Here is a 13034-nt window from a genome sequence, read left to right as displayed (position 1 = left end):
GCCCGGATTTTTCGATGCAGGCTGCACCGCCTCAGAAGCGGTAGCCGATGGCCAGGTTGAACACATCGGGATTGAGCCTGACGCTGATGCTCTGGCCCGAGGACAGGTGGATCTTGGTCTTCAGAAAGCTCTTGGCGTAGGACGCATCCACGAACCAGCGCTCGTTGAACTGGTAGATGAAACCCAGCTGGGCCAATGCGCCGAATTTGTCGTCGAGCTCGGCCGTGGTCGGATTGGCCAGCGTGCCGCCGCTCAGTCCATTGAGCGTGGCCGTGGTCTTTTCGCCATAGAAATGGGCATAGGTGACACCGGCTCCCACATAGGGTCGGAACGCAGCCTTGGCCTCGTTGAAGCGGTACTGCAGCATCAGTGTGGCCGGAATGGCCTTGGTGCTTCCCAGCTTGCCCACACCGGCAATCGCGCCGGCTCCCGAGAGGTCATGCTTGAAGGGGGTCGCCAGAGGCACGTCCAGCGCCAGATTGTCGGTCAGCATGTAGGTGATGCCGCCGCCCAGCTGGGTGTTGCTGCCCGCATCGACCTTGGTGTTGGGAAAGGATGGCGCCGACAGATTGCCGCTGCTCACGTCGGGCGACAGGTGGGTGATGCCCACGCGTGCCGACCAGGTTCCCGCCGACTGGGCGCCGGCCAGGCCACAGGCCGTCAGGGCCAGGGCGGCGGCAGAAATCCGCATGTGTTTCTTCATGGTCATGTCTCCTGATTCTTTCTGCGGACGGGCTTACAGCCAGCCGGCCTGTGCCAGCGAACGCGACACCAACTGGCCCATCTGCTGGTATCCGTAAGGAGTGGGATGGAAGCTGTTGGCGAAGACATAGCTCTTCCACCAGTCGGGGCTGGTTTCACCCTGCGGAATATTCGCGGACAGCTTGTCGGCGCTGCACGCGGACAGTTCGTCGGTACCGATCTTGGAGCAGGCCGCCACCGTGGCATTGGTGAACTTGTAGGCCGCAGGGTCGGAGATCTGGCTCTTGAACTCGGTATAGAAGTCCACCACGGCAATGCGGCTGTCATTGCCCGCAGCGGCTTTCAGGGTGGCGTTGAATGCGTTCACCCAGCCGTCGAGCAAGGCTTCCGCCTGCTTGGAGGCGGCCGTGCCCTGGGCCCGGGCAATCTGGGCCAGCACCGTGGTGAACCTGGGGGTCATCTGGATGGCCGGGATGTTCAGCACGGCGATGCGCGTAGCTCCCTTGGCCAGCAGCTCCGACTGCATGCTGGCCGCCAGATTCCGGGCCAGTGTCTGCATGTACAGGCCACCGGCCTTGACGATCCCGTCCGTGCCCTGGGCCAGCAGTCCGGTCAGCGTTGCCGTATCGATCTTGGAAGCCAGGAAGGCCTGCAGGTACTTCTGCGCCGCCTGGGCCTTGGCACCGTCGGCGGGCGACCCCGTCACGGCATAGGTTGCGGCCGCCGACTGATAGGTCAGAACGGCCGTGATCAGCGCGGCCGCATCATTGGCACCTCCGTCAATGAGGATCAGATCGTTGGCGGACACGCCCGCCGCACCCGCATCCTTGATCTGCTGCAGCACGGAGACGGGCGAGTTCACCACCTGACCGGAGGCATCGACATAGTTGATCTGCGCGCCCCCGATGGCGTAGTTGGTGCAGCCGGCGCTGGCGGTCACGAACGTGGTCTGGCTGGTGGGCTTGTAATGCGGGCACAGCGAGGTGCTGTAGAGATCGGCGATGCGCTCGGGCCAGACCAGATACGGCTTGCCGGTGGTCGGATCGTTGCCCTGTACGGTGAACTTGTACCCGAACGTGCCGCTGTCCGAGAGGCTGTCGCCCATGACCTTGACCGAAGTGACCTTGGCCTTGGGAGTGGTGTCGGCACCACCTCCGCCGCCGCAGGCCGCCAGCAGGCCCACCGTTGCCATTGCAGCCGCCAAGAGTTTGAGTTTGCTTGTCAAGATGATGTTCTCCTGAGGTGTTGTGAATCGCACGGTCGTGCTTTTTTCCTCAGCGTCATCCTAGCGACACTCATCGAGGCGCTGTTATCGGGCAATTACCGATGGTCGGACAAAAATCCAACGCAGAATCACCCGGTCATCGCCGTGTCACGCAACAAAAAACCGGACGAGGGTCCGGTTTGTCGCGACAGGCAAGGTGCGGCGACAGCGCGGCCGCGCGCGGATGGCTACTGAGCTGCCGTCCAGTCCACCAGCGCATCCCAGGCCGTGCGTGCCGCCGCCGCATTGGCATGGTTGGCCATGGCCACCAGCACAAAGCGCTGGCCGCTGGCACCGTCGACATAGCCGGCCAGTGCGGCCGCGTCGCGCAAGCTGCCGGTCTTGAGATGGGCCGCGCCTGCAAACCGGCTCTTGCTGCGGCGCAACGTCCCGTCCACGCCCACGATGGGCATGGAGGAAACGAATTCCGGCATCACGGGCGAGACCCAGGCGTTCTGCAGCATCTGCCCCAGTCCGCTGGCCGTGATGCTGGCATTGCGGCTCAGCCCGGCACCGTTGTCCACCACGGGCTGCTCGGCATTGCCCCAGCGTGCGGCCCACCACTGGGCCAGCGACTGCCTGGCGGAGTCGAAGCTGGCCACACCGGTGCGCTGCATGCCCAGGGTGAGCAGCACATGCTGGGCCATGATGTTGTTGCTGTATTTGTTGATGTCGCGTACCACTTCGGACAGCGCCGGCGACTCCAGCTGGAACGCCGGCTGCAGGCCCTGGGGCACGCTGCCGTCGCGCACGGCGCCAGTGAGCTTGCCACCCAGCTCGCGCCACATGCCCTCTATGGCCTTGGCCGCAAAGCGCTCGGGCTGCGCCGGTGCGATGGACCAGCTCTTTTCGCCACAGCTTGCCGGATAGCTGCCGTTGAAGGCGATGCGCTGCGGATGGCTCATGTCCAGCTGCATCTTGCTGCGCCAGTCGCCGCAATCGGTATTGGGAGCAGACAGGGCAACCGTTTGCTGATTATCCATGCCAAACATAGGAGGATCGTATTGAATACGGGCGACTCCCGCTCCCGTATCAGGAGCAATATTCAGCGCCACCGCCTTGTAGTTGATCAGCAGCGCATCGGGCGAGGCGTTGTAGGGCCGCCAGGGCTCATTGTCGAAAACCGCCGCATCGTGCGCGGGCAGCTGGAAGGCGTTGCGGTCCAGCACGATGTCGCCCACGATGACCTTGACACCCATGCCTTGCAGGCGGCGCAGCATCAGCCACAGGCGCTCCAGCACCAGCTTGGGGTCCCCCTGCCCCTGGATGTAGAGGTTGCCACGCAACGCGCCTTCGACCACCGGGCCGCCCAGATAGACGGGCGTACGCCAGACAAAGGCCGGGCCTAGCTGGTCGAGCGCCGCATAGGTGGTGACCAGCTTCATGACCGAGGCCGGATTCATGGCCTGGTGCGTGCGCCAGGCCAGGGCCGGTGGCGATCTGCCATCCACATTCATCACCAGCATCGATACGGCATCGCGCGGAATCCTGGCGCGTTGCAGCGCCGCATCCACGGCGGCGGGAATGCGGGTGTCGGCTGGCTGGGACTGCGCCAGCGCGGGCTGGACCAGCAGCGCCAGCAACGATGCGCCCAGCGCGCTCAGGGTCTTGCGAAAAAAGAAGGGAGTCTTCGGCATGGGGCCAGAGTCTACGCCGGGCTGCACCCATGCCGGGCATTGGCAGCGCCTGCGGCACGCTGGCGGCCGGCAACCGATAATGCAGGGCTACGCTGCCGTCCCTTGCTGCCCTGTGCAGCCGTATTGCGCTCCAGCCCTCCTGCGGCTGACGCCCTGCCGAACATGAATCTTCTCGCCATCGATACCAGTACCGATACCCTGTTTGTTGCCGTCCAGCGTGGCGATGCCATCTGGCAGCACAGCGGGCCCGGCGCGCAGCAGTCGTCGGCCCAGTTGCTGCCGGCCATCCGCCAGCTCATGAAAGACGCGGGCCTGGGCTTCTCGCAGCTCGACGCGATTGCCTTCGGGCGTGGCCCCGGCTCCTTCACGGGCCTGCGCACGGCCTGCGCCATCACCCAGGGCCTGGCCTTTGCCGCCAAGGTTCCCGTGCTGCCCGTGGACTCCCTGCTCACAGTGGCCGAAGAGGCCCGTCACCTGCACGGCTGCACCGAGGTCGAGGCCGTACTCGACGCACGCATGAACGAGGTCTATCACGCCGCGTTCCGCCACGAGGGCGGCCGGTGGATCGAGCCCGATGACTTCGGCCTGTGTGCCCCCGAGGCCCTGCGGCCGGCAGCCGGCCATGCCGTGGCAGGCAACGCCCAGCCCGTCTACCCCGAGCTGCTGGCCCCTGCAGCCCGCCATGTGCACGCCATGCCCACGGCCACGGCCATGCTGCGCCTGGCACCGGCACTGTTGGCAAAAGGCTGCGCGGTGCCGGCCGAAGAGGCGCTGCCGCGCTATATCCGCGATAAAGTGGCCAAAACCACGGCCGAGCGCGAAGCCGAGAAGGCCGCCTCGGCCGCCGCCTCCGACATTGCCTCCCGATGATCACCCCATGACATTGCCCAGCAGCTCCACACACGCCACCGGCGCCAGCACCCAGGATGCGGCATCTCTGGTGCATTTCGAGCCGCTGTCTGCGCTCTGGCTCGACACCCTGCTGCCGATCGAGGAGCAAGCCTATGTCCATCCCTGGACACGCGGCAACTTCCAGGACGCGATGGTGGCCGGCTACCAGATACAGTTGCTGGTCGATGCCAACCACCAGTTGCTGGGCTACTTTGTCGCCATGCAGGCGCTGGACGAGGTTCATTTGCTCAATATCACCGTCAATCCGGCCTGCCAGCGCCAGGGCTGGGCGCGCGTGCTGCTGGATGCGCTGGCGCTGTGGTCGCGGCAGCAGAATGCCCAATGGATCTGGCTGGAAGTGCGCGAAAGCAATGCCCGCGCCCGCGAGGTCTATCTCAGGCATGGCTTTGCCGAAGTCGGCCTGCGCAAGAACTACTATCCCAATCCCAACGGCCCGCGCGAACATGCGGTACTCATGAGTCTGAAACTATGGCCCTGAACCTGGACGCCCGCCAGCGGGCCATGCTGGAAGCCATGGGCATCACCGTCTGGTTGCCCGCGCCCGTGGAACCCGCGGCAGTGGATGCAGTCACTGCCGGCGCACCGTCACCGGTCGCCGAGCCCTTGCCCGTCGCGGCACCGGCAATGCGCGTGGCGCCGCCTGCGCCCGCAAGCCCACCCGTGGCGCAGACCGCTGCGCCCGCAGCCGAGGCAGCGCCTGCACCGGTTCAGCCACCCGCCCAGACCGCCAGACCTGCCAGTCCGCCGCCCCAGAATCTGTCCGGCCACCGGGCACACGAGCCTCGCCCGTTTGTGCAGCAACCCGCCGCGGGCCCGGCCGGCGAGCCCGGCCTGGGCTGGACCATCAGCCCCGCCCAGCTGGTCTATCCCCATGCGCCGCAGCATGTGCAGGGCGCCGAGCAAGGCGGGTGGCTGATCTTGCTGGAGCCTGCCGCCAACCCGCCCCTGCTGAGCCCGGCGCAAAGACCGGCGGCCGACAGCGCCCAGACGGCGCTGCAGGGCGATGCCGCCAAGCTGCTGGACAATATGCTGCGTGCCCTCGGACTGCAGGAAAAACCGCGCGTCTTCAGCGCCGCACTGCACCGTGCGTCGCCCGATGCCGATCTCCGCCATGCTGCCCCGCTGCAGCCCGCTCTGGAGGCGCTGCTGCGCGAACTGCGTCCCGACTGCGTACTGGTTCTGGGCCTGGCCAGTGCACGCGCCGTGCTGGGCCGCCATGATGCGCTGGGCCGGCTGCGGGCCGAACCGCACCGCATTGCGGGCGTGCCCACCGTGGTGACCTATGACCCCAACTACCTGCTGCGGGCACCGCAGGCCAAGGCCGGAGCCTGGGCCGACCTGGTGCAGGCCGACGCGTTTACCAAGGGGCCGTGACAGGCGGGCGACATGCCCCGCTTGCCCACTCTCCCATCCATGCCGCACGCGACATGCTGCAGTGCAACGTTGCATAATCACCGGCTTCGAATTACTGGAAGACATCCGTGGAAACCTACCCTAGTTGGTAGCTTTCAGCTCCCGTTGAAGACTGTGGGGGCTGAAAGCGCCCTGATCCCTGCAGAACCTCAAGAACAACCGGGAGTGAGCTGATGCTCAACATCTTTACGCTAGCCAATGGTCGACTCGTTCAGGAAGAAATCGAGTCCCTGGCAGACCTCGAACGCTTTCGTCCCATCTGGGTCGACCTGGAATCCCCCACCGTCGAAGAAAAGCGCTGGATCAAGCAGCACTACGAGCTGTCCATCCCCGAAGACGCGATGGATGACGACATCGAGGAATCGGCCCGCTTTTACGAAGAAGACAACGGCGAGCTGCATATTCGCAGCGACTTTCTGATCGATGACGACGAAGACCCTCGCTCGGTACGCGTGGCCTTCATCCTCAACCAGCACAACGCCGCGCTGCGCAGCCATGGCGTGCTGTTCTCGATTCACGACGAGGATGTGCCGGTCTTTCGGCTGCTGCGCATGCGCGCGCGCCGCGCACCAGGGCTGATCGACGCCGCCGAGGACGTGCTGCTCAAGCTGTTTGACGCGGATGCCGAATACTCGGCCGATACGCTGGAGCGCATCTACGACGACCTGGAGAAGGCCAGCAAGATGGTGCTGTCCGGCGATGTGACCGACGAGATGGCCAAGGAAGTGCTGGGAGCGATTGCGCGCCAGGAGGACCTGAACGGCCGCATCCGCCGCAACGTCATGGACACGCGCCGCGCCGTGAGCTTTCTCATGCGCTCCAAGATGCTCAACGCCGAGCAGTTCGAGGAAGCGCGCCAGATTCTGCGCGACATCGAATCGCTGGACAGCCACACGGCCTTTTTGTTCGACAAGATCAACTTCCTGATGGACGCCACGGTCGGCTTCATCAACATCAACCAGAACAAGATCATCAAGATCTTCTCGGTGGCCAGCGTGGCCCTGCTTCCGCCCACGCTGATCGCCAGCGTCTACGGCATGAACTTCAAGTTCATGCCCGAGCTGGAATGGGAGTTCGGCTACGGCTACGTGGTGCTGCTGATGATTCTCAGCGCCGTCGGCCCCATGCTGTATTTCCGCAAGCGCGGCTGGTTGAAATAGACCGCTGTGGCTCCAGGCACCTTCCCCCGAGGGAGGTGCACCGTGGGTGGGGAGGCTTTGCTGGGTCGGCCCTTGCTCGGTGTCTGCTCAGGTGCGACGCGCCGGGTTCAAGGCGTTTCCATCAAAACAGGAGCTGTTAACGCCTGACTGACCGTCATCTCAGGCATCTGAAGATGCTGAAACCGGCAAGAAAGGAGCCCCAGGCGCTCTTTTTTTACCTGTGCGTCACGAGGACTGCGGTTCGGCATGGCGCTCGCGCACCCAGAGCACGATGCCGCACAGCATCACGATCACCTGCGTGCCGATCAGCGCCGCAAAACCCGCGAAAAATCCCGCCCCCACGCCGCCGCGCGCCGACAGCGCACCAATCACCGCGCCCATGATGGCCGGCATGAAGCCCGCGACCAGACTGCCCGCACCGTTGACCACGCCATAGGCGCTGGCCACATGCTCGGGCCGCGCGCAGTGCTGCACGGTGCTCGGAATGGCCGGACTCATCAGTCCCCAGCAGAAGTTGGCGGCAATCAGGCAATAGGCTGCGGCATAACGGTCTTCCATATGGATGGCCAGCCACACGGCAATCGCCACGCCGAGGCTGCCGAAGACAAAGATCAGCGGCACCTGCCGACGCGCGATGCGGTCGATGATCATGCCGCCCACGAAGACCGCCGCCACGCTCGCATATTGGGGCAGCGAAGCCAGCCAGCCCATCTCGCGCATGGAGAAGCCGCGCGACTCCTTGAGATAGGCGGGCAGCCAGTTGCTGCTGCCCCAGAGATAGGACAGAAAGGCCGCCGTGAGAATGGTGATCAGCCACAGATAGCGCGTGTGCATGGCGCCGCGCACGATCTGGCCCACCTGTCCCACGGCCTCGCCCAGCGACCGGGGCTTGGGCATGCCGGTCTCCACCTTGGGCATGCGCACAAAGGCCCAGACCAGCGGAACGCCCAGCAGCACGTTGATCAGGCCCAGCACATGGAACGAGGTCTCCCAGTTGTGGCCCACGACCAGGTAGCCGACGAAGGGATAGCCCACCGCCAGGCCCAGTCCGGTGCCCATATTGACCAGGGAGTTGGGTTTGCCGTTCTCGCGGCTCTCGAAATGCGCCTTGATGTAGCTGCCAGCCAGCGAGAACAGCGGCCCCTCGGACACGCCCAGCAGAATGCGCGATGCCAGCAGCAGCCCGTAGCTGTTCATGGCCGGCGACAGAAAGGTCACCACACCCCACAGCAGCAGCCCCGCGAAGAGGCTGCGGCGCACGCCGAACAGCGCCGCGCAGAACGGCGTGAGCACAAAGGACGAAACACCGTAACCGACCATGAAGGCCGTGGCCAGCAGACCCTGACGCGTTCGGTCGTCAGGGGTGAGGCCGATGTGCGACAGAAAGTCCTGATCGGTGATGAGGACCGAGATATTGATCCGGTCCACGTAGGAAATGGCGACGATCACGAACAGCGTGACCACGCCCCACCAGCGCAACGAGCGTGAGTCTTTCATGACAGGAGTCCGGCTAGCGTTGAGAGAGAAAAGCCGGGACCGGCACCCGCCGGCCCCGCCAGGGCGCACGTCCTGGCGGGCGCGCGGTACGGCAGCCGTGCTGCCGCCGAAACCCCGGGGCCGGCCAAGACCGGCCCTGCGGGGCAGGATCAGAAGAAGTGGCGGACGCCCAGTTCCAGGCCGTTGGAGTTGCCGCCCGGCGTGGTGCCGGGAGCGCTCAGCCCCTGCACGCCGATGGACTTCGCCGCCGAGCCCTTGTTCTTCAGGAAGGTATAAGTGCCGTAGACCTGGGTGCGCTTGGAGAGGTTGTAGCCATAGCCCACGCTGATCTTGTTCCAGTCGGCATTGCTGCCGGACAGGTTGTAGTGGCCGAAGGAGGCACGGGCCTCGCCATTGCCCAGGGGAGCAGTCACGCCCAGCTGCACAGCCGTGATCTTGGTGCCGCCGCGCTTTTCCGAGGCCCACAGCAGCATCGGCTTGGCCACCCCGAAGTCGTAGGACAGGCCGACATTGTTCGCCGTCAGATTGGTGGCGCTGGTGTTGCCGTAGAGCCGGCCCGTGGCCAGCGCGCCGTTGAACGCCCCCTGACGGTAACCCAGGCGCAGGCCGCGATAGTCGCCCTCGCGCTTGTTGGGTGCGCCGCTGGGCTGCTCGCCGAATGCCAGCTGGGCCTGACCGTAGAAGCCGCCCAGGTTCTGGGGCAGGAAATAGCTCACGGCATTGCTGATCTGTATGGGAGCGCCGCCGGTCGAGGGAACGCCCGGAATGCCCAGCATGGTGAAGGCCCCCGTTCCGCCGACGCCGTTGGTCAGGAAGGGGTCGAAGATCAGCGTATTCAGGAAGGTGGCCGAATCATCGCGCCCCAGACGCACCTCGCCCCAGTCGCCCATCAGGCTCACTGTGGAGCGGCGGTTGAAGCTCAGGCTGCCGCCTGCGGCCTTGCCGGCGCCGCTGTCCACGTCCAGACCGGCCTCCAGCCAGAAGCCCGCCTTCAGACCGCCGCCGAGATCCTCGGTGCCGCGAAAGCCCAGGCGACTGATGTTGGCGCCTCCCGTGGATAGACCGGTCTTGGAAGCACCCGAGCCGCCCAGATGGGCCACGCCGACGTCGAGGACGCCGAAAAGCTCGACCTTGGACTGTGCCGAAGCGGCACCGGGCAAAGACGCCAGGCAGGCTAGCGCCACGCCGATGCACGGCGTATGGATGGATTTCATGGTTGTGTCTCCTCTAGGGGTGGGGGTGTTTTGCAGGTCTGATGTGCCGGCTCAGATGTCCAGAACCAGGCGCTCGCTCTTGCAGCCGGAGACGCAGACCATCATGACCTTGTTGGCGGCACGTTCCTTGGGGCTGAGCACCGAGTCGCGATGGTCGGGCACACCTTCGAGCACGCGGGTCTCGCAGGAGCCGCAGACGCCTTCGCAGCAGCTGTGGTCCACATCGACACCGGCGTCCAGCAGCGTGTCCAGCAGGGATTTGTCGGGCGTGATCTCGATGAAGCGGCCGCTGCGCTTGAGCTCCACCGTGTAGTTGCTGCGCGCATCCGACGATGCCTTGACCTCCACCGGCGTGAAACGCTCGATATGGGCATTGGCATGTCCCAGCTCGGCGCAGAACTTCTCGAAGGCATCGAGCATGGGCGTCGGGCCGCAGGAATAGTGGTGCAGGCCCGGTGCGGGGGCGCGCTGCGCCAGCAATGCCCGCAGGTCGGGGGGACCGCCTGCCTCGGCATCGAAATGCAGGTGCAGCGGCATGCCCAGGGCCTGCAACTCTTGCAGGAAGGCCGCGCTCTTGCGCTCACGTGCAAAGTACAGCATCTCGAACGAATGCCCCAGGCTCTTGAGGCGGCGAGCCATGCACAGCATGGGCGTGATGCCGATGCCACCGGCCACCAGCACCGAATGCGCCGCCGTCTCGTCGAGCGCGAAATGGTTGCGCGGCTCGGAAATGGCCAGGGGCATGCCCACGCGCAGCGACTCATGCACGCAGCGCGAGCCGCCCCGGCTGGCGCGGTCGCGCAGCACGCCGACCACGTAACGGTGGCGCTCGCGGCTGTCGTTGGACAGGGAATAGCTGCGCACCAGCCCGTTGGGCAGGTGCAAGTCAATGTGGGAGCCGGCCGTGAACGCCGGGAACTCGCCGCCATCCACCGGGCGCAGCTCGACGCTGATGGTGTCCTGGGCCTCGAAGCGCAGCGTGTGCACAAAGGCTTGCAAGGTGTTGCTCATGATGCGATGCCTTCGTCGATCTGCTCCTGGGCCTGGCGGCGCAGATGGCGGCGCAGGCGCACCAGGCCGATATCGTGCTGGTAGAGGTTCTCGCGCGCGTTGGCGTCGAGTTCCATCTGTTCCATCATGATGCGGTCCTGCTCCAGCACGGCCCAGTGGCGCGCCTCCAGACGGTTGCGGTAGAGGAAGCGCCAGGTGTCGCGCATCCAGCCGTCCACCTTGCGGCAGCGCCAGAAGAACACGGAGCACAGCTCGGCGCTGATGGGCGTGACGCAGGCGACGATGGCGAAGTTGCCGCCAGGGCCACCAGTCTTGGGGTACGGAATTTCCAGGCGCATCCACTGCACGCCGGTTTCTCCGTATTCGGTCCAGTCGAAGTTCACGCCACGCTGGCCGACCTTCTCGAACACAAAGCCGTGCTCGGTATCACGTACCTGAAAAGTGGCCTTGCTGTCGCCCTCGGCCATGGAGTGCGACTGCTTGTGCAGAAAGGTGCCGTGCATGGGGTCCATGACGTTATCGAGCGCATAGCGGTAATCGCTGCGCCACTCGGCATAGCACAGGAAGTTCGAGTACGCGGGCGAGGTCAATTCCTCGGGCAGCGTGAACTCGGGTGCCTCGTCCACATGCTTGTCGCTGTTGTAGAGGAAGATGGCACCATGGGCCTCGCGCACATGGAAAGCCAGCGCGGCGCGCGAACCTTCGAGCTTGCAGCCGGGGCTGCCGGGGACCTTGGTCACGGTGCCGTCACAGCGCACTTCCACGCCGTGGTAGGGGCAGGCAATGCGGTCGCCCAGGATCACGCCCTGGGACAGCGGCGCGCCGCGGTGCGGGCAATGGTCTTCCAGCGCATGGACCTGACCGGCAGCATCGCGCCACAGCGCGATCTTGCGGCCGAAGCGGCGCAGCGAGACGGGCTGGGTCTTCACGAAGTCCGAGGGGCAGACCGCGTACCAGAGGTTCTTCAGGCCCTGGTTGAGCAGACGGTCCACCGGGTCGATGGTGATGGTTTGTACGTTCATGGGGGCTCTCCTGTCCTGCTCGGTTCAATAGCCCAGGCGCGCCATCAGCGCCTGGAAGCTGGCTTCGGTCCAGACCTCGCCGTTGTCGCAGCCGGGGCCGCTGCGGTTCAGGTAGGCGACCAGCTCTGGCAAGGTCTGCACGCCTTCGCCGAAGGCGCGCTCGATGGCGTCGCCCAGCAGGTCTTCAAACAGGGTGCCCGGGCGCTGACGCGCCTGGTGGGGTTCGAGGTATCGATCTACAGCCATGGTGGATCTCCTTCCAAAAACAATCGTGGTTCAGTCGGCCTGGATGCCCAGGTCTTTGATGAGCTTGCCGAAGCGGTTGTAGTCCGCGGCGTTGGTCTTTTCCAGACGTGCCGGCTCGCCGCCCGCGGGCAAGGCGCCGAAGGTGGCCATCTTGGAGACCACGTCAGGCATCTTCAGGATCTCGTTGAGGTGGGTGTTCAGCAGCTTGACGGTCTCGGGCTTCATGCCCTTGGGACCGAACAGTCCCTGCCATGCAGACACTTCCACGTCCTTGACGCCCAGCTCGGCCAGCGTCGGCACATTCGGTGCCAGCGGGCTGCGCTGGGCATCGGCCACGGCCAACACATTGACCTTGCCGCCTGCGTAGGGCGCGATGGGGCCCCAGGTCATGAAGGTCGTGGGCACATGGCCGCCGATCAGGTCGTTGACTGCGGGCGCCACACCCTTGTAGGGAATGTGCGACAGCCTGGTGCCTGCGGCCTTGTTGAACATCTCGCCCAGGATGTGCATGGGCGAGCCGCTGCCGGGACTGGCATAGGTCAGGCCGTCGCGCTTGCCCTGGCTCGCCAGGGTCTTGATGTCCTTGATGCCCGAGCCCCGGCTGGCGGCCACGAACATGGGCTGTACGCTGGTCTGCACGATGGGCGTGAAGCCGCCGAGCACGTCGTAGCTCGAACCCGCATTGGTCTTGAGCACGAACTGCGCAATGGCAAAGGTATTGGGCGCCAGCAGCAGCGTATAGCCGTCGGGTGCTGCCTTGGCCACATGCACGGTGCCGATGGTGCCGCTGGCACCCGGGCGGTTCTCCACCAGCACGGGCTGGCCCAGCCGCTGGCCGAGTTTCTCGGCATACAGGCGTGCCATGGCATCGGTATCGCCGCCGGCCGGATAGGCCACGACGATGGTGATGGGCTTGCTCGGATAGGCTTGCGCCAGCGCGGAACCGGACATCTGGG

At 65.3% G+C, this 13034-nt stretch carries 13 protein-coding genes; 4 read left to right on the top strand and 9 right to left on the bottom strand.

Annotation, left to right across the window (positions count from 1 at the left end; genetic code table 11):
- Nucleotides 1-31 precede the first annotated feature (31 nt).
- From E2583_RS17040 to dacB, 3 genes are all read right to left on the bottom strand, one after another.
- Nucleotides 32-703 (bottom strand): OmpW family outer membrane protein, encoded by a 672-nt coding sequence (locus E2583_RS17040; RefSeq protein WP_291597403.1) that lies wholly within the window; start codon nucleotides 701-703, stop codon nucleotides 32-34.
- Between the two features lie 33 nt (nucleotides 704-736).
- Nucleotides 737-1927, bottom strand: a complete 1191-nt coding sequence (locus tag E2583_RS17035; protein ID WP_291597402.1) for an SGNH/GDSL hydrolase family protein — start codon at nucleotides 1925-1927, stop codon at nucleotides 737-739.
- Between the two features lie 227 nt (nucleotides 1928-2154).
- On the bottom strand, nucleotides 2155-3603 hold the full coding sequence (gene dacB, locus E2583_RS17030; protein WP_291597401.1) for a D-alanyl-D-alanine carboxypeptidase/D-alanyl-D-alanine-endopeptidase: 1449 nt from the start codon (nucleotides 3601-3603) through the stop codon (nucleotides 2155-2157).
- A 162-nt stretch (nucleotides 3604-3765) separates the two neighbouring features.
- Between dacB and tsaB the strand changes: the two genes are divergently transcribed.
- The 4 genes from tsaB to corA all read left to right on the top strand — a co-directional run bounded on the left by tsaB (nucleotide 3766) and on the right by corA (nucleotide 7088).
- Nucleotides 3766-4473, top strand: a complete 708-nt coding sequence (gene tsaB, locus E2583_RS17025; protein WP_291597400.1) for a tRNA (adenosine(37)-N6)-threonylcarbamoyltransferase complex dimerization subunit type 1 TsaB — start codon at nucleotides 3766-3768, stop codon at nucleotides 4471-4473.
- A 7-nt stretch (nucleotides 4474-4480) separates the two neighbouring features.
- Nucleotides 4481-4993: a ribosomal protein S18-alanine N-acetyltransferase gene (gene rimI, locus E2583_RS17020; RefSeq protein WP_291597399.1), complete on the top strand. Its 513-nt coding sequence runs from the start codon at nucleotides 4481-4483 to the stop codon at nucleotides 4991-4993.
- Nucleotides 4984-5889, top strand: a complete 906-nt coding sequence (locus E2583_RS17015) for a uracil-DNA glycosylase family protein (protein WP_291597398.1) — start codon at nucleotides 4984-4986, stop codon at nucleotides 5887-5889. The genes rimI and E2583_RS17015 overlap by 10 nt, the downstream gene beginning before the upstream one ends.
- A 212-nt stretch (nucleotides 5890-6101) precedes the next feature.
- Nucleotides 6102-7088, top strand: coding sequence for a magnesium/cobalt transporter CorA (corA, locus tag E2583_RS17010; protein WP_291597397.1), 987 nt, complete (start codon nucleotides 6102-6104; stop codon nucleotides 7086-7088).
- 225 nt (nucleotides 7089-7313) lie between these two features.
- On the opposite strand, the gene E2583_RS17005 is transcribed toward corA, so the two are convergent.
- The 6 genes from E2583_RS17005 to E2583_RS16980 form a co-directional block, all read right to left on the bottom strand.
- Nucleotides 7314-8585 (bottom strand): MFS transporter, encoded by a 1272-nt coding sequence (locus E2583_RS17005; protein ID WP_291597396.1) that lies wholly within the window; start codon nucleotides 8583-8585, stop codon nucleotides 7314-7316.
- A gap of 149 nt (nucleotides 8586-8734) precedes the next feature.
- On the bottom strand, nucleotides 8735-9799 hold the full coding sequence (locus E2583_RS17000; protein ID WP_291597395.1) for a porin: 1065 nt from the start codon (nucleotides 9797-9799) through the stop codon (nucleotides 8735-8737).
- 51 nt (nucleotides 9800-9850) lie between these two features.
- Complete coding sequence (locus E2583_RS16995; RefSeq protein ID WP_291597394.1) at nucleotides 9851-10810, bottom strand: PDR/VanB family oxidoreductase; 960 nt, start codon at nucleotides 10808-10810, stop codon at nucleotides 9851-9853.
- Nucleotides 10807-11832, bottom strand: a complete 1026-nt coding sequence (locus E2583_RS16990) for an aromatic ring-hydroxylating dioxygenase subunit alpha (protein ID WP_291597393.1) — start codon at nucleotides 11830-11832, stop codon at nucleotides 10807-10809. The genes E2583_RS16995 and E2583_RS16990 overlap by 4 nt, the downstream gene beginning before the upstream one ends.
- A gap of 24 nt (nucleotides 11833-11856) precedes the next feature.
- A complete protein-coding gene (locus E2583_RS16985; protein ID WP_291597392.1) occupies nucleotides 11857-12078 on the bottom strand; it encodes a recombinase-like helix-turn-helix domain-containing protein in 222 nt (73 codons plus the stop codon).
- A gap of 30 nt (nucleotides 12079-12108) precedes the next feature.
- Nucleotides 12109-13029, bottom strand: coding sequence for a tripartite tricarboxylate transporter substrate binding protein (locus E2583_RS16980; RefSeq protein ID WP_291597424.1), 921 nt, complete (start codon nucleotides 13027-13029; stop codon nucleotides 12109-12111).
- Between the last annotated feature and the right edge of the window lie 5 nt (nucleotides 13030-13034).

Source organism: Comamonas sp. (assembly GCF_009360615.1).
Taxonomy (GTDB): domain Bacteria; phylum Pseudomonadota; class Gammaproteobacteria; order Burkholderiales; family Burkholderiaceae_C; genus Comamonas.
This window is presented reverse-complemented; position numbering and strand designations above follow the sequence as displayed.

Coding starts and splice junctions, on each gene's coding strand:
- E2583_RS17040 (WP_291597403.1), bottom strand. CDS start 703: ATGAAGAAACACATGCGGATTTCTGCCGCCGCCCTGGCCCTGACGGCC.
- dacB (WP_291597401.1), bottom strand. CDS start 3,603: ATGCCGAAGACTCCCTTCTTTTTTCGCAAGACCCTGAGCGCGCTGGGC.
- tsaB (WP_291597400.1), top strand. CDS start 3,766: ATGAATCTTCTCGCCATCGATACCAGTACCGATACCCTGTTTGTTGCC.
- rimI (WP_291597399.1), top strand. CDS start 4,481: ATGACATTGCCCAGCAGCTCCACACACGCCACCGGCGCCAGCACCCAG.
- E2583_RS17015 (WP_291597398.1), top strand. CDS start 4,984: ATGGCCCTGAACCTGGACGCCCGCCAGCGGGCCATGCTGGAAGCCATG.
- corA (WP_291597397.1), top strand. CDS start 6,102: ATGCTCAACATCTTTACGCTAGCCAATGGTCGACTCGTTCAGGAAGAA.
- E2583_RS17005 (WP_291597396.1), bottom strand. CDS start 8,585: ATGAAAGACTCACGCTCGTTGCGCTGGTGGGGCGTGGTCACGCTGTTC.
- E2583_RS17000 (WP_291597395.1), bottom strand. CDS start 9,799: ATGAAATCCATCCATACGCCGTGCATCGGCGTGGCGCTAGCCTGCCTG.
- E2583_RS16995 (WP_291597394.1), bottom strand. CDS start 10,810: ATGAGCAACACCTTGCAAGCCTTTGTGCACACGCTGCGCTTCGAGGCC.
- E2583_RS16990 (WP_291597393.1), bottom strand. CDS start 11,832: ATGAACGTACAAACCATCACCATCGACCCGGTGGACCGTCTGCTCAAC.
- E2583_RS16985 (WP_291597392.1), bottom strand. CDS start 12,078: ATGGCTGTAGATCGATACCTCGAACCCCACCAGGCGCGTCAGCGCCCG.
- E2583_RS16980 (WP_291597424.1), bottom strand. CDS start 13,029: ATGTCCGGTTCCGCGCTGGCGCAAGCCTATCCGAGCAAGCCCATCACC.